The sequence below is a fragment of the Haloferax sp. KTX1 genome (genome assembly GCF_902410085.1).
Classification (GTDB): domain Archaea; phylum Halobacteriota; class Halobacteria; order Halobacteriales; family Haloferacaceae; genus Haloferax; species Haloferax massiliensis.
The window spans coordinates 269418-291050 of record NZ_CABPRH010000002.1 but is presented as its reverse complement, the minus strand read 5'-3'; the positions used below and the strand labels follow the sequence as shown (position 1 = coordinate 291050).

Sequence of the window (21633 nt, the reverse complement as noted above, 5' to 3'; positions counted from 1 at the left end):
TTATCCCGAGCGTACTCCCCCTTGGTGAACCGAGATGGATTCGATACCGACAGCCGAGATGAAAGCGACGGTTCGACACGTCGAAGAGGCGGTGTGGAACGGCCGTGACCCCGCGGCCTTCGACGAACTGGCGACCGACGACTTCGTCATGCACGACCCGATGGGCGACCGCGGCGTCGACGGCGCGCGCGAGATGGTTCAGGCGGTCTTCGACGGGACGCCGGACCTCGAATTCACCGTCGACGACCTGTTCGCCGCCGGCGACCGAGTCACCGTCCGCCACACGCTCGAAGGGACGAACGAAGCGCCGTCGTACCTCACCGCGGAACCGACGGGGAACCACTGGCGGTCGAGCGGTATCACCGTCTACCGCTTCGAGGGCGACAAAATCGCAGAACAGTGGGACGCCTTCGACTACTTCGGGACGATGCGGCAACTCGGGTTGCTCCCGGCCGAGGCGGAGGCGGATTCCGAGGAGAGCGCGGGCGCACCGGCGTAAGCGAGCGGACCCGATTTTATTCGAGCAGTTCGACGATGAGGCCCTTCTGGGCGTGCAGGCGGTTCTCCGCTTGGTCCCAGACGAGCGAGCGCTCGCCTTCGAGCACGTCGCCGGTAATCTCCTCGCCGCGGTGGGCCGGCAGGCAGTGCATGACCTTCGCGTCGGTGTCAGAAAGCAGGTCCTCGTTGAGCTGGAACCCCTCGAACGCCTGCAGTTTCTCGTGGCGCTGGTCCTCTTGGCCCATCGAAATCCACACGTCGGTGTAGACCACGTCCGCGTCCGCGACGGCCTCCTCGGGGTCGGTCGTAATCGTCGGGACCGAACCGAGTTCTGCGGCCTTTTCGAGCACGTCGTCGTCGACGCCGTACGCCGGCGGCGTCGCCACCGTGAGGTCGATACCGGCCATCGCACAGCCGAGGACGAACGACTGGCCGACGTTGTTGCCGTCGCCGACCCACGCCGCGGACACCTCGTCGAAGTCGCCGACGTGCTCGCGGATGGTGAGCAGGTCGGCGAGCGTCTGGCAGGGGTGGGCGTCGTCCGTCAGGCCGTTGATGACCGGCGCGTCGGAGTGCTCGGCGATTTCGAGCAGGTCCGCGTGGTCGAACAGGCGGACCATGATGGCGTCGCCGTAGCGACCCAGCACGCGCGCGGTGTCCGAAAGCGGCTCGCCGTGGCCGAGCTGGATGTCCTCGGGGCCGAGGAACAGCGCGTGGCCGCCCAGCTCGGTCATCCCCGTCTCGAAGGAGACACGCGTCCGGGTACTCGGCTTCTCGAAGAGCATCGCCAGCGTCGCTCGGGTGAGCTGCGTCTCGTCGTCGCCGGACTTGATGTCGGCGGCGCGGGTGAGAACGCGGTCTAACTCCGATGCGCTGATGTCGTCGATGTCGGTGAAGTGGGTGGTTTCGAGCATTGTGTCGTGTGTCGTGTCTCCGTGTCGGTTCGTCGTCCGGGTTGTTCGGTCGTCGTCGCCGCTCACCTCAGTCGTCCGCCAACCGCTCGCACACGTCGACGAGCACGTCGATGGCGCTGTCGAACTCGGCGAGGTCGAGGTGTTCGTTCGGGGCGTGGTCGAGGTCGGAGTCGCCGGGGCCGTAGGTCGCCATCGGGCAGTCCCACGTGCCGGCGAAGATGTTCATGTCGCTGGTCCCGGTCTTGCGGAGGAGCCGGGGCTTCACGCCGCCGACGTTGCGGATGGCGACGCGGAACGCCCGCGCCACGTCGGTTCGGGGGCTCATCATGACCGGCGGGATGGGCTTGTTCCAGTGGACGCCGCCGCGGGTGAGTTCGCTCTCGGCGACCTCGCGCACGTCGTCGATGGTGTACCGCGGCGGGACGCGGAACTGCACGTCCACCGTCGCCTCGACCGCGAGGCCGTCGTCGCTCGGGCCGCCGTCGAAGGTCACCGGCTTGGTCGTCACCGTGTCGAAGACGCCGTCGCGCTCCTCGTCGAAGAAGTCGGCCACGCGGGACCACCACGCGACCGCGGACTGGATGGCGTTCTCCTCGGGGCGCGAGGAGTGACCCAGTTCGCTCGTCGCGATGTACGTCCCCGAGAGGAACCCGCGGTAGCCGAGGGTGACGCCGTCCCAGCCCGAGGGTTCGCCGTTGACGACGGCGTCGGGCTCCTCGCGGTCTTCCACGAGGTGCCACGCGCCGCGCGAGGTGTTCTCCTCGCCGACGACGCCGACGAACGAGACGCCCGTCTCGACGGCCGCGGCGGCCATCGAACAGAGCGGCCCGGTCGCGTCGACGCTGCCGCGACCCCAGAGGACGCCGTCTTCGATTTTCACCGGCACGTCGCCGGGGACGGTGTCGATGTGGGAGGTGAGGAGCACCGCGTCGTCGGCCGGCGCGCGGACGTTGCCCACCTCGTCTATCCACACCTCGCGGTCGTGCGCCTCGAAGAACGCCTTCAGGACCTCGGCGGCCGCCTCCTCCTCGCCCGACACCGAGGGCGTCGAGACCATGTCGTACAGGAGGTGGCGCGCGTCGGCCCACTCGCCCTCGTCGAGGGCGTCGGTGTCGGAGACGGCGTCCGTGTCGACTTCGGCGTCGGTCGCCGCCTCGTCGTCTTCGCGTTCGATTTCGGCGTTCATGATAACACGTTCGTCATGGCGTCGACCGCGCGGTCGGCGTGTTCCTCCTCGATGACCAGCGGCGGCAGGAACCGGACGACCGTCCGGCCCGCCGGGAGCGCGAGCAACTGCTCGGACAGCGCGAGGTGTTTCAGCGTGCGGTTCGCGCCGCGCTTGACTTCGACGCCGACCATGAGGCCGTCGCCGCGGACCTCGCGGACCGGCAGGTCGTGTTCATCGACGGCGGCTTCGAGCTCCGCCGTGAGGTAGTCGCCCACCGCGGCCGCGTGGCCCGGCAGGTCCTCCTCGACGATTGTGTCGAGAGTGGCGTTCGCCGCCGCACAGACCACGGGGCCGCCGGAGAACGTCGAACCGTGGGAGGCCGCGCCGTCCGCAATCCAGTCGGCGCAGAGCGTCGCGCCGAGCGGCAGGCCGTTGGCGATGCCCTTCGCGCTCGTGAGGATGTCGGGGACGACGCCGGCGTTCTCGCAGGCCCACAGCGACCCGGTGCGACCGATGCCGGTCTGAATCTCGTCGAAGACGAGCGCGGCACCCGCGTCCTCGGTCAGGTCGCGGGCGGTCTGGAGGTACTCCGCCGTCGCGGGGTTGATGCCGCCTTCGCCCTGAATCGGTTCGAGGAAGACCGCCGCCGTCTCGTCGTCGACGGCCTCGGAGAGCTCCTCTTCGTCGCCGTAGCTGACGAACTCGACGCCGCCGGCGACCGGCTCGTAGGGCTTTTTGTACTTCTGTTTCCACGTCAGCGCGAGACTTCCGAGGGTGCGGCCGTGGAAGGCGCGCTTCGTGGCGACGATTTTCTGGCGGCCGGTCGCCGAGCGGGCGAACTTCATCGCCGCCTCGTTGGCCTCGGTGCCGGAGTTACAGAGCCAGACGTTCGAGATGTCGCCGGGCGCGAGCGTCGCCAGCTTCTCGTACAGTTCCGTGCGGACCTCGACGGGGTACGACGCCTGTACGTAGGTCAGCTTCGCGGCCTGCTCCTGAATCGCCGAGGTGACCGCGGGGTGGGAGTGGCCGAGCGCCGCGACGGCGTAGCTCGCGCCGAAGTCGAGGTATTCGGTGCCGTCGTCCGAGTAGAGGTACGGCCCCTCGCCGGACCCGATGGCGATGGGTTTCTCGTTGAAGACGAACCCGGACATTACTGCTCAGCCTCCTCTGCTTCGACCAGCGCGCCGGGCGTCACGTGCGTGCCGCCGCCGTTGAGCGCCGTCACGATGGGGTCGTTCAGGTTCGCGTCGGAGACGACGACCTCGGCGGCCCCGCCGTCGAGCGCCTCCTTCGCGGCCATGACCTTCTTCGTCATGAACCCTTCCGCGGCCGATTCGAGCGCCGAGAACTCCTCGGGCGTGTCGGCCGTCTCGATGAGCGTCGACTCGTCGTCGGGGTCGGCGTAGACGCCCTTCACGTCGGTGAGGACGACGAGTTTCGCGCCGAGCGCGCCCGCGACAGCGGCCGCGGCGCGGTCGGCGTCGGCGTTGACCGGCACGCCGTCGTCGGCGAGCATCGGCACGGTCACGATGGGCGTGTAACCGCCGTCGAGGAGGGTTTCGAGGAGCGTCGCGTTCACCGCGGTGATCTTCCCGGAGTGGTCGCCGCGCTTGATCTTCTTCTTGCCGTCTTCGACGACGCGGACGGCCGACTTGCGCGGGCCGGTCAGGAGACCGCCGTCGACGCCCGAGAGGCCGAGCGCGTCGACGCCCGCCTCGCGGAACAGCGCCGTCAGGTCCGTGTTGAGCTTGCCGGGCATCACCATCGAGAAGACCTCCATGGTGCGCTCGTCGGTGAAGCGCCCGGAGACGCCCGAGGGCGACTCGACGTACGTCGGCTCCTCGCCGAGTGCTTCGAGCGTCTCGTCGACGGCGGTCGAGCCGCCGTGGACGACGACGACGTCGGTGCCGTTGGCGACGAGGTGGGCCACGTCGGAGACGGCCCCCTTCGGGTCGACGGCCTTCGCGCCGCCGATTTTGACGACGACCGGCGGCTCCTTGCCGCCGTCAGCGATGAGGTTGTCTTCGTTGTCGACGAGCTGTTCGTGTGCCGCGAGCAGTTCCTCGCGTGTGTATCCTGTCATAGTCGAAATGGTGCGTAAATCGTGGGTCGGAGCGAGCGTTCGGGGGCGGTGCGGTCAGGGCGAGCCGACGGGGTGGAAGCCGGTGAAGTCGAGTCCGGCGGTCTCGTCCAGCCCGAGCGCGATGTTGGCGGCGTGGACCGCCTGCCCCGCGGAGCCTTTCATCATGTTGTCGATGGCCGAGAAGACGACGAGTCGTCGGTTTCCGGGGTCGATTTCGAAGCCGACCTCGCCGAAGTTCGTCCCGGCGACCGACTTCGGTTCCGGGTAGCGGTAGACGCCGCCGCCGCCGGCGACGGTGCGCATGAACGGTTCGTCGCCGTAGGAGCCGCGGAACGCTTTCCACATGTCGCCCTTCGAGACGGGGCCGTCGGGGAAGACGTGACAGGTCGCCGCCGCGCCGCGGACCATGTCGACCGCGTGGACGGTAAACGAGACCGAGAGGCCGAGGTACTCCTCGATTTCGGCCTCGTGGCGGTGGCCGGTCGGCGCGTAGGGGCGGACGATGCCCGAGCGCTCGGCGTGCGACGACGCCTTGCTCGCGCCCGCGCCGCCCTCCGACGAGCCGACTTTCACGTCCACGACGACCTGCTCGTCGCCGGAGAGGATGCCGGCGTCGAAAAGCGGCTTGAGGCCGAGAATCGTCGCGGTCGCGTTACAGCCGCCCGCGGCGATGAGGTCCGCGCCGGGGAGGTTCTCGCGGTTCAGTTCGGGGAGCGCGTACTCCGATTGCTCCAGATACTCGGGGCAGACGTGGCCGTCGTACCACTCGTCGTACTGCGCCGCCTCGGAGAGGCGGAAGTCCGCGGAGAGGTCGACGACGGTGTCCGCCGCGTCCTGAAAGGCGTCGATGTGCTCCATCGAGACGCCGTGGGGCGTCGCCGTGAACAGCACGTCGACGGATTCGAGGTCCTCCGGCGAGGTGAAACGGAGGTCGAGGTGACGAAGGTTCGGATGGACGTGACCGACGGTTTTGCGCTCGTACGAGCGGCTCGTCGCCTGTTCGACGTCGAAGTTCGGGTGGCCGTCGAGCAGGCGGAGCAGTTCGCCGCCGGTGAACCCGGAGCCGCCGACGACGCCCGCGGTGAGCTGGTCGCTCACGCCGAGACCTCCGCCAGCGACTGCTCGCCGTCGGCCTTGGCTTCGAGCCAGTCGACGACCGTCGCGGGAACGTCCGTCTCGACGGCGTCGTTGAGCGCCTTGAACTCGACGGTGTGGTTGACCTCGTGGACGGTGTAGTCGTCTCCCGTCTCCATGAGGTCGACGCCGAGTAAGCCGCCGCCGACCGCGTCGGACGCCTGTTTGACGAGTTCCTTCGCGCGGTCGTCGAGTTCGAACTCTTCGACGCTCGCGCCCTTCGCGGCGTTCGTCAGCCAGTGGTCCGACGAGCGGACCATCGCGGCCACGGGTTCGCCGTCGACGGCGAGCACGCGGATGTCGCGGCCCGGCTTCTCGACGAACTCCTGAATGTAGAACACCTTGTGCTCGTAGTTGCCGAGCGTCGACTTGTGTTCGAGGATGGCCTCGGCGGCCGACTCGGAGTCGATTTTCGCCATCAGGCGACCCCACGAGCCGACGACCGGCTTGAGGACGCAGGGGTAGCCGAACTCCTCGACGATGTCCATCGCCGATTCGACCGTGAACGCGACTTTCGTGTTCGGCGTGGGGACGCCCGCGTCCGCGAGCGCGAGGCTGTTTTTCGCCTTGTCGGCGCAGACGTCGGCGGTCTCGTGGGAGTTGACGACCGGGATTCCGTACGACTGCAGGAAGCGCGTGATGTAGATGCTCCTGCTCGTCGCCAGACAGCGGTCGACCACCACGTCGAGTCCGTCGAGCGATTCCGGCGGCTCCGTGAGGTCGAACTGCTCTTTCCGAACGTCTATCTTCGTCACCTCGTGGCCGCGGTCGCGAAGCTCGTTGAGAAGCAGCTTCTCGTCGCGGCGAATCCGGGAATAGAGCAGTCCAACGTGCAATTTACTCTCCCCAGTCCTCTTCGAGTTCGGGCGCTTCTTCGAGTGTCACGGGGTCGAGGGAGACGACTTCCAGCTCTGCGCCCGTGGCGGGGCTGTCGATGATTTCGCCGACTTCGACGTCGGACGGCAGCTCGATTTCCTCTCCGCTCAGCGGGTCTTCCGCGGTGATGGTGTCGCTCATTACATCCGTGGCTGGTCGACGGACGGTATTAAAGGCGTCGAAAATTACGCGGGGAAAATTAACGCAAAGAAGTCTCTAGCGGGTGTTATCTGTCGAATCGGCCGAACGTACGGACCGGCCGAACGACGCGTCGAGCTTGGGTGCCACGCTCACTCGACGCCGGAGACGGGACCGGTCGTCGGACCGGTCGACCCGTCCCCCGCGTCGGGCGTGGTCGTCGTCGTCGCCGCGGTTCCGGTCGGGGTCGTCGGAGCCCCGCCGGTCGTCGCGGCGCGGCCGCTCGGGGTCGTCGAAGCAGTCCCGGTGGCGTCGCGCGGTCGGACTCAGACATAGCTCGAAACCTCCTCGTCGAGTCCCCCGGCGGCCGCCGCGAGCGAGTCGCGGGCGTCCGCGACGGCGGCGGCGTCGTCCGAGAGCTCGTCGCGGGCCGTCGACAGGGTCGCCTCCACGGCGGCGGGCGCGGGCCCACCGACCGAATCGCGACTCGCCACGCTCTCGGTCGGATCGAGCGCGGCGTCGACGGCCTCGGCTGTCACGTGCGTAAAGAGTGACTCACCTAATACGTCCGTAGCGACGGCGTCAAGTGTTGCCACGTCGGGCGTTCCCTCGGAGCGGGCGGCCGCCTCCGCGACGACCTCGTGGGCCGTGCGGAACGGCAGGCCGGCCATCGCCAGCAGGTCCGCCACGCCGGTCGCGGTCGAAAAGCCGTCGCCCGCGGCCGCGGCGAGTTCGTCCTCGGGCCACGTCGCCGACCCGACCGCGCCCGCGGCCACCGCGGCCGCCTCGGCCACGTCGTCGACGGTGCGGAAGGCGTGTTTGTGGGCGCGCTGGAGGTCGCGGTTGTACGCGCGCGGCAGTCCCTTCAGCGTCGTCAGGAGGCCGGTGAGCTCCCCGACGGCGTCGCCCGCGACGGCGCGGACGAGCTCCATCGTGTCGGGGTTCTTCTTCTGCGGCATGATGGAGGAAGTCGACGAGTAGTCGTCCGACAGCTCGACGAGGCCCTTGTTCGAGAATATCACGAGGTCCTCGGCGAGCCCGGAGAGCGTGACCGCGTGGGTCGTGAGCGCCGACAGCGTCTCCGCGAGGAAGTCGCGGGTCGCCGAGGCGTCCATCGAGTTCTCCATCACGCGGTCGAAGCCGAGCAGGTCGGCGACGAGCTCGCGGTTCACGTCGAATGGCGTGCCCGCGAACGCCGCCGACCCGAGCGGCGACTGGTTGATGCGCTCGTACGCCGAAAGCAGGCGGGCGCAGTCGCGGGCGACCGCCCGCTCGTACGAACACAGGAAGTGCGCGACCGTCGTCGGTTGCGCGGGCTGGAGGTGCGTGTAGCCGGGCATCACCGTCTCGGTGTGTTCGGCGGCCGTCTCGATTAACGACTCGCGCAGGGCGAGCGCGGCGTCGAGGGCCGAAAGCACGTCCTCGCGCAGGCGGTAGCGGATGCAGGTCGCCACCTCGTCGTTGCGCGAGCGGGCGGTGTGCATCTTCCCCCCGTCGGGGCCGACGATGTCGATGACGGCGGCCTCGATGGCCTCGTGGACGTCTTCGCCGCCCGAAAGCGCGTCGTGGCCCGCGGCCTCGACCTCGTCCAGCGCGGCGAGAATCTCGCTCGCCACGTCGGGCCCGATGACGTCCTGCGACGCGAGCATCACGACGTGCGCCCGGTCGACGGCGAGGTCGGCCTCGAAGATGCGCTCGTCGGCCGCGAGGCTCGACATGAACCCGCGGGCGGGGCCGCCGCTGAAGCGGTCCCGGCGGATGACGCCCTCGGAGTCGCCGTCCTCGCCTGCCATCTCAGTCGCTACCGCCGTCTGCGGCCAGTTCGGGCTTCTGCTTTTCGACGCTCTGGTTGGCGAGACGCGCCTGGAAGCCGTGGTACTTGGCGACGCCCGTGGCGTCGGCCTGCTCGATGCCGTCGACCGTCTCCGTGTTGAAGGAGGCGGCGGACTCGGAGTAGGCGGCGAACTCGGACTCGCGGCCGACCGGGCGGGCCTGTCCGCCCTCGAACTTGATGGTCACGGTGCCCGTGACGCGCTGTTGGGTCTTCTCGACGAAGGCGTTCAGCGCGCCCACGAGCGGCGCGTCGATGAGGCCCTCGTAGGCCTTCTGGGACCACTCGTTGTCGACGGTGGCTTTGAAGTCGCGTTCCTCCTTCGTGAGCACGAGCCCTTCGAGCGCCTCGTGGGCGTTCAGGAGCGTCGTCGCGGCCGGGTGCTCGTAGTTCTCGCGCACCTTGAGGCCGAGCATGCGGTCTTCCATCATGTCCGTGCGGCCGACGCCGTGCTTGCCGGCCTTCTCGTTGAGAAGCGAGATGAGTTCGAGGGGTTCGAGTTCCTCGTCGTCGACGGCGACCGGGTAGCCGTCTTCGAACGCGATTTCGATGAGCTCCGTCTCGTCCGAGGGCTGGTCGGTCCACTCGTAGATGTCCTCCGGCGGGACGTAGCCGGGGTCTTCGAGGTTGCCGCCCTCGATGGAACGGCTCCAGAGGTTCGTGTCGATGGACCAGACGCCCTCGTTGCCGCCCTGCACCGGGAGGTCCTTCTCGGCGGCGTACTCGATTTCCCACTCGCGAGTCATGCCCATCTCGCGGACGGGCGCGATGACTTCGAGGTCGGAGGCGCGCCAGACCGCCTCGAAGCGGAGCTGGTCGTTGCCCTTGCCCGTACAGCCGTGGGCGATGCCGTCACAGCCCTGCTCCTCGGCGAGTTCGAGGATGGCCTTGGCGATGACCGGGCGCGCGAGCGCGGTGCCGAGCGGATAGCCCTGATAGTCCGCGTTGGCGCACACCGAGTCGAGACAGAGCTGTGCGAACTCCTGTTTCGCGTCGACGACGTGGTGCTCCAGTCCGAGGGCCTCGGCCGTCTCGTAGGCCTCCTCGAACTCCTCTTCGGGCTGGCCGACGTCGACGGTGACGCCGACGACTTCGTCGTATCCGTACTCCTCTTCGAGAATCGGGACGCAGACTGTCGTGTCGAGTCCGCCCGAGAACGCGAGTGCGACTTTCTTCATGTACTCGTCTGTGGCGGGGACATACAGATAAATTCTTTGCATTAGTTCTATGAAATTAAGTGGTAGAGATGCCTATAGGCACGAAAACAGGAGATTAGAGATTTCGACGTGTCCCGAAGGAGATGATGATTGTGGCCCTAAAGGGCCCGTCGTCGGGGTCGGACAGCCGCGGCTCGCAGTGGGGCAAAAGTGGCGAAGATGCTGCGAGCCGCCATCGTTGTGAGACGCTACAACGTCGTCCCTATTAAACGCTTGCGGCGACGCAAACGTTTCCTCAGTCGAGCAACTCCCCGGCGAGTTCGACCAGCAGTTCGTTGTCGACGAGCGCGAGGACGAGCGCGATGATCGCGATCACGACGACTGCGATGACGAGCCACTCGATGAGGGTCATAGCACCCGCAACGTGACGGCTCCTCGGGTAAGTGTTCTGTGGCCGGCCGAGGCGGTCGGCGTGACCGGGCTGGTCGCCGCCGGGTCGAACGCGTCCCGCCGAGACGACTCAGGCGCTCTCAGTCGAGGCTTCGCTGTCCGCCGCGCCGCCGCGGAAGACCAATCGCTCCACGAGGTCCGACCGTTGCATCAGCACCGTGCCGAGCGCGCTCATGACGAAGACGTAGCCGACCGCGAACGCCGGGATGATTTCGCGCATCACCGGCGTCGTGCCCGCGGCGGCCAGCGCCGCGATGACGAGCGAGAACTCGCCGCGGGGGACCATCCCGACGCCGACCCGGAGCGACCGGTGCGCAGAGAGGTCGTACGCCCGGCCGCCGAGGTAGCCCGAGACGACTTTCGACGGCGTCGACACGACGACGGCGATGGCGAGCGGGACGGCCGCCGCCGCCAACAGCGTCGGGTCGGTTCCGAGGCCGATCCAGAAGAAGAACACCGCGGCGAACACGTCGCGCACGGAGACGAGCAGGTGTTCGAGTCGCTCCCGGTGGCCGCTCGTCGAAAAGCCCATGCCGACGAAGAACGCCGCGACGGCCTCGCTCACGCCGAGCGCGAGCGCCGCGCCCGCGACGGGCACGACGACCGCGAGCGCCCGCAGGACGAACGCCTCTTGGTTCTCCACGTCGAGGAGGCGGGCGAAAAGCGCCGTCCCGTACTGGACGGCCACGAACAGGAGGCCGAGGAAGCCGAAGGCGATGGCGAGCGACCGGCCGATGGACGCGAGACCACCGCCCCCGCCCCCGCCGCCGAGCGCGAGTGAGGTGACGACCGCGAGGTAGACCGCGATGGCGAGGTCCTCGAAGACGAGCGTGCCCAAAATCGGCTCCGACTCGGGGTCCGCGATCCACCCGAGGTCGATGAGCGTCTTCGTCACGATGGCCGACGACGAGATGTAGACGATGCCGCCGAGCAACAGCGCCTCGACCGGCGACCACCCGAGGGCGAGGCCGATGGCGACGCCGATGGGGAGGTTCACCGCGAGGTCGATGACACCCGCGCGGCCGATTTTCGCCCCCGACGACCGGAGTCGGTCGAGGCTGAACTCCAAGCCGAGGAAAAACAGGAGGAGGACGATACCGAGTTCCGCCAGAATCGTCACCACCTCGCCGTTCGGGACGTACGGGAGGCCGAACCGCCCGGCGACGTGTGGCCCGGCGACGACGCCGCCGACGACGTAGAGTGGAATCACCGACAGGCCGAGGCGGAGCGCGACCGCTCCGACGACCGCGAGGGCGGCGAACAGGTAGCCGAATTCGAGCAGCGCCGCCGCCATCAGGCCCCTTTCACGAGCGCGACGAAGTCGCGGCAGGCCGCCTTGGGACCGATGACGACGAGCGTGTCGCCGGCTTCGACCATCGCGTCGCCGCCGGGCGAGGTAACGACTTCGTCGCCCCGCTCGATGGCGATGACCGACGCGCCAGTCGCCTGTCGGAGGTCGGACTCGCCGAGCGTCTTCCCCGCGATGTCGGAGTCCGCGCCGACTTCGACCCACTCGATGAGCGTGTTGTCGCCCAGAAGCGTCTCGATGGTCTCGGTCTGGACCGGCTGGAAGTACGCGCCTTCGAGGAGCGTCCCCACCTGCCGGGCGAGTTTGTCGGAGAGTTCGAACAGCTTCTCGGAGTCGCTGTCGGCGCTCGCGCGCCGGAACACCTCCCGCTTGCCGGTGTTGTGCGTCACGATGACGAGCCGGGAGCCGTCGCCGAGGTCCACCTCGTGTTTCTTCCCGACGCCCGGAAGGTCACTCTCGTAGACAGTCATGACTCGACGATTGGCGAGCGGACGAAATAAAGCCGCCTTCCGCTCAGGCGACCAACCAGAGCGTCACCGCGATGGCGGTACAGGCCACCGGCGGAATCGAGAGGTTGTCGTCGATGACGTAGCCGGCGACGACCGGCTTCGCGCCGTCGGCCAGCGTCGCCCCGGCGGCTCCGGCGGCCGCGGCGAGGCCGCCCGCGACGACCCCGAAGACGGGAATCACGAACGGCGCGGCGAGGGCGAAGCAGACCGCGAACATCGCCGCGAGCGTCCGCGCCGACTTCAGTTCGCCCACCGGCGCGGAGCCCATGAGGCCGCTTATCGGGTCGCCGATGGTGAGCATGAGCATCCCCGGCACCGCGATGTGCGGGCCGAACACCAGCGCGACGGCGGTCTGGCTGTAGACGTACAGCGCGTAGCCGGCGACGTTGTCCTGTTCGTACTCGCGGGTGAGTTCGTCGTAGACGACCCATTCGAGGCCGCCGAACAGCCGGAGCAGTTCGAGGACGCTGACGACCGCCGCGAGGAAGACGAACAGATACCCGAGGGTACGCCACTCGACCAGCCCGAGGAGGTACAAAAGCGGCATCCCCGAGCCGCTCGCGTGGACCAGTCGCCGCTTCACCTCGGCGGTGCTCGGTCGCCCCACGGCGGGTTACGCCTCGACGACCTCGTTCGCGTCGAGCACGTCGTCGAACGAGGCGGTGCCGGCGCGCAGGCCGACGAGCGTTCCGACGAGGTCGTCGACGGGCAGTCGGACCTGCTTGCCGCTGTCGCGCTCGCGGATGGTGACGGTGTCGCCGCCGTCGCCTTCGAGCCCGTCGCGGTCGATGGTGATGCAGAACGGCGTGCCGACCTCGTCCTGTCGGCGGTAGCGCCGACCGATGCTGCCGGAGTCGTCGTAGACGACCGCGAAGCCGGCCGCGCGGAGTTCTTCGGCCACGTCGTCCGCGAGGTCGACAAGCTCGTCGACGTTGCTCACGAGCGGGAAGACGCCGACGTTCGTCGGCGCGACCGACGGCGAAAGCGAGAGGTAGCTCCGCGCCTCGCCGTCGACCTCGTCGGTCTCGTACGCGTGCGCGAGGAGCGTGTACACCGTGCGGTCGATACCGAACGAGGGCTCGACCACGTGCGGCGTGATGTGCTCGCCCGCCTCGGTCTGCGTCTCGACCGAGAAGTTGGCCACGTCGGCGTCGACGGTGATCTCCTCGCCGTCGACGTCGAGGGTCACCTCGTCGGCGTCGAAGGCGTCGGGGTCGCGCTCGACGAGCGTCTCCAGCGCCTCGGCCACGTCGGCGGCCTGCGCGCCGAACTCGGGGCCGAGCGTCGCCATGTCGGGGTCGACGACGGCGCGCTCGACCGTTTTCGGCTCGTCGTACTGCTGGAAGACGGTGAAGTCGTCGTCGCCGTACTCGCCGTGCTTCGAGAGGTCGTAGTCGCTGCGGTACGAGAACCCCGCGATCTCTATCCAGTCGCCGTCGACCTCGCTCTCGGCGTCCCAGCAGTCCGCGGAGTAGTGGGCGCGCTCGCCCGCGAGGTGCTGGCGGAAGCGGAAGCGGTCCATGTCGACGCCGACCGTCTCGTACCACTCCTGGGCGATGCCGAGGAAGTAGCCGAGCCACGCGTTGCCGATGATACCGTCTTCGACGGCCTCGCCGATGGTCGTCTCGACGTAGTCGCCGTCGTCGGCCTCCTGTTCGGTCGCGGGGTACAGAAGCACCCCGACGTCCTCGACCGCCGAGAGGTCGGCCTCGTCGCGCTCGGGGTCGATGAAGTGCTCCAGTTCGGCCTGCGTGAACTCGCGGGTGCGGACGATGCTCTTCCGCGGCGAAATCTCGTTGCGGTAGGCGCGGCCGACCTGCGTCACGCCGAACGGGAGGCTGTTGCGCGCGTACTCCTTGATGCGCGGGAACTCCACGAAGATGCCCTGCGCCGTCTCGGGCCGGAGGTAGCCCGGCGTCGACGAGCCGGGGCCGATGTTCGTCTCGAACATGAGGTTGAAGTCCTCGACCGACTGGCCGGCGAGGTCCGCGCCGCAGGTCGGACAGACGAGGCCGAGGTCGGCGATTTTCTCCGCCGCTTCTTCGGGCGACAGCGTCTCCGCGTCCTCCAGCTCGGAGTTGTCCTCGATGAGGTGGTCCGCGCGGTGAGACTCGCCGCACTCGGCGCACTCGACGAGCATGTCGTCGAAGCCGTCGAGGTGGCCCGACGCCTCGAAGACGGGCTCGGGCATGATGGTCGGCGCTTCGATTTCGAGGTTGCCCTCCTGGACGGCGAAGCGCTCGCGCCACGCCTCCTCGACGTTGGACTTCAGGGCCGCGCCCTGCGGGCCGTAGGTGTAGAACCCGCCGACGCCGCCGTAGGCCTCCGAGGAGCCGAAGAAAAAGCCCCGGCGCTTGGCGAGTTCGGTGAGCGCGGCGGACTCGTCGCCCTCACTCATACAGCGCCTCCAGCAGGTTGACGTCGCGGACGACGCCGATGAGCTCGTCGCCGGAGACGAGCGGAATCTGCTCGATGTCCTCGCGAATCATCGTCTGGGCGGCGTCCTTGGCGGTGACGCGCGTCGCGACGCTCACGAGGTCGTCGGTCATGAACTTCGAGACCGGCTCGGCCGGGATCTCGACGTTCCGGGTCGGGATGTAGCGGTTGCCCACCGCCTTGATGCCCTCCCACATCCACTCGTCGTCCTGATTGGCGACCGAGTCGCCGGTGCCGGCCTCGCCTTCGACGACGCGGGCGACCTCGATGATGTCGACTTCGGTCACGATGCCGGCCAGCGAGGCCTCGTCGTCGAGGACGATGGCGTAGGGCACGTTCGCGTAGAAAATCTCGCGCTCGACGATGTGGAGCGGCACGTCGACGTACGACGTGTTCACGTCGCGGGCGGCGACGTCGCCGACCTCGGTCTCGCCGTCGATGTCGCCGCGGGCGATGGCCCGGACCACGTCGGTGACGGTGAGGATGCCCTCGATGGCGTCGCCGTCGACGACGGGGATTCGGCGCGCGCCCTCCGAGACCATCGTCGCGGCCACCGCTTCGAGCTCGTCGTCGGCGCTCGCGGTCGGCACCTCGCGGACGAGCACCGCCAGCTGGTCCTCGTCGGGGTGCTCGATGAGGTCCTCCCGAGAGATGAGCCCCCGGTACTTCGTCCCCTCGTCGGTCTCTTTCACCACAGGAACAGAAGAGAACCCACGCTCTTGGAGGTATTCCAGAACGTCGTCGCGGGTGCCCGGCAGGGACACCGTCACGACCTCCTCGCCGCGGGTCATCGCGTCGGCTACTTTCATACACCCGCTTTCTTTCCCCCGCCTAATGTACTCTGCGAACGCTTTCGCCTCGTTGGCAGGCGTCCGCCGCCGCTCACGGGCGCGTCCACGACGCGGGCGACGACCCGCGGACGGCGCGGCCTCCGGCTCAGTTCTCGCCGGCCGCGTCGTCGCCGCTGTTCGGCGCGTACCGCCGAATCGCGTCGAGGTTGGGGAAGAACTTCTCGGGGTCGTCGTGTTCGACGACGCCCACGACGGTGCCGTCGAGCTTCTGGAGGTAGGTGTACATCCGCCCCTCCTCGACGGCGACGGTCGCGCACTCCAGCGCCTCGCGGAGGTCCCACGCGCCGGCGAGGAGAATCGCCGTCTCGGCGTCCGGCGAGAACAGCGCCGTCACCATGTAGACGCGGCCGTCGTTCTCCGCGCGGTACACCTCGTACTCGGGGAACGAGGTGGCTTCGAACAGGTCGGAAACCGTCTCGGCCTTGTCGCCGGGGATGACGTACGCGAGGCCGAACGCCCCCTCGTCGCCCTTCCCGCTTGAGGGACCGAACGGGCCGCTGTCGCCCGCGGCGATGCGGACCGTCGTCCACCCCTCGTCCTCGAACTCGTCGGCCATCGCGGTCATGTCGTCGAGCGTCGCGCCCCACGCCTCGCGGCGACGGTCCGCCTCGCCGGCGATGCGTTCGACCTCGGGCGTCTCGTCGTCTCCGAGTTCGGCCATACCCGTTCTGGACGACGTGTATGGTAAAAGGCATCGAAGGTCGCGGGCGCTCCGGGGCCGGTCAGTAGTTGATCTCGAAGACGACCTCCATCGCGTAGGAGGTCGCGAGGATACAGACCGACGCGAGGAGGAGCTTCACCCCGCTCGACGGCCGCTCGTCGCCCGTCGCCGGTCGCAGTCGCGGCGGCAGTATCGCGTCGAGGGCGTCCCCGACGAGCTTCTCGACGCCGACGGGCTCGTCGCTCCCCGAGAACAGGCCGCCGTCGCTGTCGCCGTTGCCGCCGTTTCCGTCCCCGCGTTTCCACGCCGCCTTCGGGCGGACTTTGAGCGACGCGTAGCCGAACATGGCGAACCCGAGAAAGAACATGAGCCACTTCGCGCCGGGCAGTCCGTTGCCGGCGAGCGTGCTCACGACGGCGGTCACGACGAACACCACGCCGGTGAGCGAGACGGCGTAGACCACGGCGTCGATGGTCTTGACGCCGACGCGGCGTGGGTCGAACTCCATGGCTATCGGACGAGCGTCTCGAAGACGGTCGCCGGCTCCTCGTACTCGGCGTCGTGGCGGTGACAGAGGCTCAGTCGCCCCCGGTCGCCGACCGCGAGCTGTTCGGGCCGCTCGTGGTCACAGACGCTTCCGAACTCCTCGCGGAGGTAGGTCCGCGCGGCGTCTTCGTCGTCGTTTTCGGCGTAGTCGGCGGCCTCGCGGACGTGGGTCATCACGTCCGACGGCACGTCGAGGTCGCCGAACAGTTCGGGGATGATCTCGTCCATGCCCGCGCGGTGGCTCTCGCGGCCGAGCAGTTCTCGAACGCGGTCGCCGAGCGACGGGTCGGCGCGCGAGCGCTCCCGAAGTACCTCGCGGAAGACCTCGATGCGCTCCCAGACGTCGGGGTCCGTGTCCCTGTACGCGGCGGGGCGAATCTTCACCGGGCAGCGCGTCGAGAACGGACAGCCCGATGGCGGGTCTCGCGGGCTCGGCGGCGTTCCGCGGAGGGTGATGCGGTCGCGCTCGACCGTCGGGTCCGGCTCCGGAATCGACGACAACAGCGCGTGGGTGTAGGGGTTCGCCGGCTCGTCGAACAGCTCGTCGGCCGGGCCGATTTCCATCATGTTGCCGAGGTACATCACGGCGACGCGGTCGCAGATGTGGCGGACGACCGCGAGGTCGTGGGCGATAAACAGGTACGTCAGCCCGAACTCGTTTTGCAGGTCTTCGAGCAGGTTGAGAATCTTCGCCTGCACGGAGACGTCGAGCGCCGACACCGGCTCGTCGAGGATGATGAACTCCGGTTCGAGCGCGAGCGCGCGGGCGATGCCGATGCGCTGGCGCTGGCCGCCGGAGAACTGGTGCGGGTAGCGGTAGTAGTGCTGTTCCTGCAGCCCGACGGTTTCGAGCAGCTCGCGGACGCGCTCGCGGCGCTCGGACGGCGTCTTCCAGTCGTGGACGTCGAGCGGCTCGCGGACGATTTCGCCGACGGTCATCCGCTCGTTGAGGCTCGAATCGGGGTCCTGAAACACCATCTGCACGTCCTTGCGGAACTGCTTGAGGTCGGAGCCGGACAGCGTGGTGATGTCCGTGCCGTCGAGTTTGACCTCGCCCGCGGTGGCCTCTTCGAGGCGCATCAGCGTGCGACCCAGCGTGGACTTCCCGCAGCCGGACTCGCCGACGAGCCCGAGCGTCTCGCCGCGCTCGATGTCGAACGAGACGCCGTCGACCGCCTTCACGGGGTTGCTCCCGAGGAGGCCGCCGTCTTCGTAGTAGGTCTTGAGGTCGTTGACCTCAAGGAGCGTGTCTCCGCGCGCCGTCGTGGTTCGCTCTTCTTCGGTGGATGTCGTACTCATCGCGTGTCACCTCCGCGCTGTCCGCCCTCGCGGTGGACGGCGACCGCCTCCTCCGTGGGGAGGTCTTCGGGGTACAGCAGACACGACGCGTGGTGCTGGCCCGCGTCGTCGCCGACTTCGACGGGTTCGGGGTGCACCGTGTCGCACTCGGCGAACGCCTTCGGACACCGGGGGGCGAACCGGCAGTAGGTCGGGTCCTCGTTCGGCGTCGGCACGTCGCCTTCGATGGTCGCGAGGCGCTCGTTCTCGTCGAGTCCCTGTCCGGGGATGGAGTTGAGAAGCCCCTGCGTGTAGGGGTGTTTCGGCGACTCGAACAGTTCGACGACGGGGGCGCTCTCGACGATTTCGCCCGCGTACATCACGTTGACGCGGTCGGCGATTTCGGCGATGACGCCCATGTCGTGGGTGATGAACATGATGCCGAGGTCGCGTTCTTCCTGCAGCTCTTCGAGGAGTTCCAGAATCTGCGCCTGGATGGTCACGTCGAGCGCGGTGGTCGGCTCGTCGCAGATGAGCAGTTCGGGGTCGCACGCGAGCGCCATCGCGATGACGGCGCGCTGGCGCATCCCGCCGGAGAACTGGTGGGGGTACTCGCGGACGCGACGGTGGGCGTCCGGAATCCCGACCGCTTCGAGCAGTTCGATGGCCTCTTTCGTCGCCTTCGACCCGCTCAGCCCGCGGTGGAGGCGCAGCGCCTCCTTGATCTGATTGCCGACGGTGTAGACGGGGTTCAGGCTCGTCAGCGGGTCCTGAAACACCATGGCGATGCTGCCGCCGCGGATGGAGCGCATCTGCTTTGCCGACTTGTCGAGGAGGTCCTCGCCGTCGTACATGATGCGACCGTTCTCGATGCGGCCGGGGCTCTCGATCAGCCGCATGATGGAACGGGCCGTGACGGACTTGCCGGAGCCGGACTCGCCGACGATGCCCACGGTCTCCCCGCGGAAGATGTCGAACGAGATGCCGTCGACCGCGCGGATGACCTCCTTGTCGGTGTAGAACGACGTTCGGAGGTCCTCGACGGACAGCAGGGGCTCGCCCTCGGTGCGGGCGGTGCGCGGCTGTTCGGTGCTCATGCGCCACCTCCCGTGGCCGCGGCCTCGTCACCGGTGTCGGCCTGCGGGTCGATGGCGTCGCGGATGCCGTCGCCGAAGGCGTTCAGGCCGGTCACGACGAGCGTGATGAGGAGGCCGGGGACCAGCGAGATGTGCCACGAGGGGCTCGCGACGTACTGCTGTCCGTTCGCGATGAGCCGGCCCCACTCGGGGGTCGGCGCGGTGATGCCGAGCCCGAGATAGGAGAGTCCGGCGACGCTGATGATGATACCACCGAGACTGAGCGAGGCGTAGATGAGCATGTAGCTGAACACGTAGGGGGCCATGTGCTTGCGCATGACCTGCGACGGCGACTGGCCGAACGACTTCGCGGCGTCGATCCAGTCCTGCTCGGACACCTGGAGCGCCGGCCCACGTATCGACCGCCAGATGAACGGCCAGTAGACGACGCTGAAGATGAGGATGATGAGCACCGCGCCGTCGTACAACTCCTTGACCCAGGTATCGCGGAAGACGACGAGCATCAAGATGAGGACCATGATGACCGGCAACGCCTGTATCGAGTCGGAGACCAACACCGTCGCGAGGTCTGCCAACCCCTTGTAGTACGCCGTTATCATGGCCAAGCCGAGCCCGATGAGCCCGGCGATACCCATGGCGACGACGGCGATGGTCAGGGATATCCTCGCCCCGAACACGACCTGTGTGAACAAGTCCTTCCCGTTTGTCGCCGTGCCGAACGGGTGGTATCTGCCGTAGTCGTCGTACGTCAGCGGCGCGACGTTCTCGTCGCCCGCGCCCTGCGACCCCGAGCCGATGTTGGCCTCGCCGACGAGGGCCGTCTCGACGCTCTGGGTGTCTTCGCTCCAGTAGCTGACCTCGTAGTCGTACGGCTGGAGGATGTTCTGCTCCATCGTGGTCGGCCCGAGCGTGGGCGCGAATACCGCCATGACCACAAACGTGATGACGATAACGAGCCCGAACTTGCCCCAGGAGTGGCCCCGGAAGCGATTGACCACGTCGTCCCGCGGCGTCCAGTCGACGCGGCGGTAGTGGCGGCGGAACCGGGTGTAGCCGTTCCACGCTCACGCCAGCACCGCGAAGGCGTACGCGTAGACGAACACGACGCGGATGAACCACGCGACCGCGGGCGAGAGCCCGAGGAAGGTGTTCTCGTAGCCCGTTCCGTTCCAGTAGCCCTGGTTCGGAATCACGTCGCGGGAGACGAGCGTCGGAACCGCGTCGAACGCCGCCTGAATCGACTGGACGGCGGACGCGCCGGGGTCGCCGGGGAGGAGGTTGACGACCACGCCGGCGACGGCGCCGACGACTTGGAGGATAGCGCCCAGTTCGACGCCGACGAGGACGGCACCGACGGCGGCCCAAATCAGCGCTGGCTGGGGGTTCTCAGCGACTCGTTGTCGGAGCGGAATCTCGGTTTCGGTTGTCGTGCTCACTGTGATTCACCCGTCGTACCCGACGCGCGGGTCGATAATCGTGTACAGGAAGTCCTGTAGAATGTTCGTGCCGACCAGGATGAGGATGAAGATGAACATCAGCGTCCCGATGAGCGGCAGGTCACCGTTGATGGCGGCGTTGAAGAACAGCCACCCGAGGCCGTTGATGGCGAAGACCGTCTCGACGAACACCGACCCGCCGAGAAGCAGGAACGCCTCGCCCGTGATGATGGGCACGAGCGGGATGAGCGCGTTCCGGAAGATGTGCTTCCAGACGAGCGAGCGCCCGGAGACGCCCTTCGCGCGGGCGGTCTCGACGTAGTTCGAGTTGATGGTTTCGAGGACGGCGGTGCGGCCGATACGCATCTCGTTGCCCATCGACGCCGAGCCGAGGACCAGCGCCGCCGGGGCGATCTGCTTCGTCGCCCGGACGAACGACTCGGTCCACCCGCCGGGGTCGGCGAGGAACCGTTCGACCGGCGACTGGAAGAAGCCGAGCGCCGGCGGCGTGACGACGTTCGTCCTGACGATCCACGTCTGCCACGTGAACAGGCCGTTCGTCCACGTCCCGAGCTGTGAGAGCGCCGTGACGAGCATGATGGCCAGCCAGAAGTTCGGCATCGCGCGCCAGACGATTCCGCCGAAGGAGGCGACGTAGTCGGAGGGCGTGTTCGGGTTCAGCCCGGCGTAGAAGCCGAGCGGAATCCCGACGAACAGCGCGATGAGCACCGACCAGAAGCCGAGCCAAATCGTCCGGGGCGCGTAGATTTCGATGAGTTCGTACGCGGTCGTCCCGGGCGCGATGACCCACGACTGGCCGAGTTGGAAGGTGAACAGCTCGTACATGAAGTCGAGGTACTGACTCCAAAGCGGCTGGTTCAGTCCGAGGTTCGTTCGAATCTGTGCTGCCGCCTGCGGGTTGTATTGCGTCCCCAGAATCGCCGACACGGGGTCGAGCGGCCCCAGGCGGATGAGGGCAAACGTAATCGTCGTCCCGAAGATGACGACAGGAATCGACATCAGTACCCTGCGGAGGAAGTACTGCCATCGACTCATGGCATCACCTCGCAGACCGTTCGAGCGGACATTATTGTAAGGGTTTACTGAGTGGTATGGTTATGTCTTGCGCTTCGAAGTCCCTATATTGCAGTTTCAGCAACTCTAACGCCGGATTATGCCATATAGTAGTGACTAACTACACGCTTGTCAAAAATATCCGGGCGTTTCGATTTCGACGGGACGCGAGGGCGTTCCCGTGTCT

20 protein-coding genes and 1 pseudogene are annotated in these 21633 nt (G+C 67.8%); 1 reads left to right on the top strand and 20 read right to left on the bottom strand.

What is annotated here, in order from left to right; translation table 11 throughout:
• Window positions 1-34 precede the first annotated feature (34 nt).
• Complete coding sequence (locus FY251_RS05715) at window positions 35-499, top strand: ester cyclase (protein WP_148413841.1); 465 nt, start codon at window positions 35-37, stop codon at window positions 497-499.
• 16 nt (window positions 500-515) lie between these two features.
• On the opposite strand, the gene argF is transcribed toward FY251_RS05715, so the two are convergent.
• The 20 genes and pseudogenes from argF to FY251_RS05615 all read right to left on the bottom strand — a co-directional run bounded on the left by argF (window position 516) and on the right by FY251_RS05615 (window position 21428).
• Window positions 516-1412 carry an ornithine carbamoyltransferase gene (gene argF / locus FY251_RS05710; protein ID WP_148413947.1) on the bottom strand — a complete coding sequence of 299 codons (897 nt, stop codon included), beginning with the start codon at window positions 1410-1412 and terminating at the stop codon, window positions 516-518.
• Window positions 1413-1479: 67 nt separating this feature from the next.
• A complete protein-coding gene (locus FY251_RS05705) occupies window positions 1480-2598 on the bottom strand; it encodes a [LysW]-lysine hydrolase (protein WP_148413840.1) in 1119 nt (372 codons plus the stop codon).
• Complete coding sequence (locus tag FY251_RS05700) at window positions 2595-3731, bottom strand: aspartate aminotransferase family protein (protein WP_148413839.1); 1137 nt, start codon at window positions 3729-3731, stop codon at window positions 2595-2597. The genes FY251_RS05705 and FY251_RS05700 overlap by 4 nt, the downstream gene beginning before the upstream one ends.
• Window positions 3731-4663 carry an acetylglutamate/acetylaminoadipate kinase gene (locus FY251_RS05695; RefSeq protein WP_148413838.1) on the bottom strand — a complete coding sequence of 311 codons (933 nt, stop codon included), beginning with the start codon at window positions 4661-4663 and terminating at the stop codon, window positions 3731-3733. Before FY251_RS05695 ends, FY251_RS05700 begins: the two co-directional genes overlap by 1 nt.
• Window positions 4664-4717: 54 nt before the next feature.
• Window positions 4718-5761 (bottom strand): N-acetyl-gamma-glutamyl-phosphate reductase, encoded by a 1044-nt coding sequence (gene argC / locus FY251_RS05690; protein ID WP_148413837.1) that lies wholly within the window; start codon window positions 5759-5761, stop codon window positions 4718-4720.
• Window positions 5758-6633, bottom strand: coding sequence for a lysine biosynthesis protein LysX (gene lysX / locus FY251_RS05685; RefSeq protein WP_148413836.1), 876 nt, complete (start codon window positions 6631-6633; stop codon window positions 5758-5760). Before lysX ends, argC begins: the two co-directional genes overlap by 4 nt.
• 1 nt (window position 6634) lies before the next feature.
• A complete protein-coding gene (gene lysW / locus FY251_RS05680) occupies window positions 6635-6814 on the bottom strand; it encodes a lysine biosynthesis protein LysW (RefSeq protein ID WP_004968787.1) in 180 nt (59 codons plus the stop codon).
• Window positions 6815-7137: 323 nt separating this feature from the next.
• Window positions 7138-8604: an argininosuccinate lyase gene (gene argH / locus FY251_RS05675; RefSeq protein WP_148413835.1), complete on the bottom strand. Its 1467-nt coding sequence runs from the start codon at window positions 8602-8604 to the stop codon at window positions 7138-7140.
• Between the two features lies 1 nt (window position 8605).
• Window positions 8606-9820 carry an argininosuccinate synthase gene (locus FY251_RS05670; RefSeq protein WP_148413834.1) on the bottom strand — a complete coding sequence of 405 codons (1215 nt, stop codon included), beginning with the start codon at window positions 9818-9820 and terminating at the stop codon, window positions 8606-8608.
• Window positions 9821-10319: 499 nt separating this feature from the next.
• Window positions 10320-11543 (bottom strand): cation:proton antiporter, encoded by a 1224-nt coding sequence (locus FY251_RS05665; protein WP_148413833.1) that lies wholly within the window; start codon window positions 11541-11543, stop codon window positions 10320-10322.
• Window positions 11543-12028: a cation:proton antiporter regulatory subunit gene (locus tag FY251_RS05660; RefSeq protein ID WP_148413832.1), complete on the bottom strand. Its 486-nt coding sequence runs from the start codon at window positions 12026-12028 to the stop codon at window positions 11543-11545. Before FY251_RS05660 ends, FY251_RS05665 begins: the two co-directional genes overlap by 1 nt.
• A gap of 43 nt (window positions 12029-12071) precedes the next feature.
• Entirely contained in the window at window positions 12072-12674 is a 603-nt protein-coding gene (locus FY251_RS05655) for a dolichol kinase (protein WP_148413831.1), read from the bottom strand.
• 6 nt (window positions 12675-12680) lie between these two features.
• Entirely contained in the window at window positions 12681-14465 is a 1785-nt protein-coding gene (gene glyS / locus FY251_RS05650) for a glycine--tRNA ligase (RefSeq protein ID WP_148413830.1), read from the bottom strand.
• Window positions 14458-15312, bottom strand: coding sequence for a CBS domain-containing protein (locus FY251_RS05645; RefSeq protein WP_148413829.1), 855 nt, complete (start codon window positions 15310-15312; stop codon window positions 14458-14460). The genes glyS and FY251_RS05645 overlap by 8 nt, the downstream gene beginning before the upstream one ends.
• A gap of 127 nt (window positions 15313-15439) precedes the next feature.
• Window positions 15440-16015 carry a hypothetical protein gene (locus FY251_RS05640; RefSeq protein WP_148413828.1) on the bottom strand — a complete coding sequence of 192 codons (576 nt, stop codon included), beginning with the start codon at window positions 16013-16015 and terminating at the stop codon, window positions 15440-15442.
• A 61-nt stretch (window positions 16016-16076) separates the two neighbouring features.
• On the bottom strand, window positions 16077-16523 hold the full coding sequence (locus tag FY251_RS05635) for a hypothetical protein (protein WP_148413827.1): 447 nt from the start codon (window positions 16521-16523) through the stop codon (window positions 16077-16079).
• A 2-nt stretch (window positions 16524-16525) separates the two neighbouring features.
• A complete protein-coding gene (locus FY251_RS05630; protein ID WP_148413826.1) occupies window positions 16526-17860 on the bottom strand; it encodes an ABC transporter ATP-binding protein in 1335 nt (444 codons plus the stop codon).
• Window positions 17857-18936, bottom strand: coding sequence for an ABC transporter ATP-binding protein (locus FY251_RS05625; protein ID WP_148413825.1), 1080 nt, complete (start codon window positions 18934-18936; stop codon window positions 17857-17859). The genes FY251_RS05630 and FY251_RS05625 overlap by 4 nt, the downstream gene beginning before the upstream one ends.
• Window positions 18933-20372 (bottom strand): annotated as a pseudogene (locus FY251_RS05620) (ABC transporter permease). The gene FY251_RS05625 and the pseudogene FY251_RS05620 overlap by 4 nt, the downstream one beginning before the upstream one ends.
• A 6-nt stretch (window positions 20373-20378) precedes the next feature.
• Entirely contained in the window at window positions 20379-21428 is a 1050-nt protein-coding gene (locus tag FY251_RS05615) for an ABC transporter permease (protein ID WP_148413824.1), read from the bottom strand.
• Window positions 21429-21633: the final 205 nt, after the last annotated feature.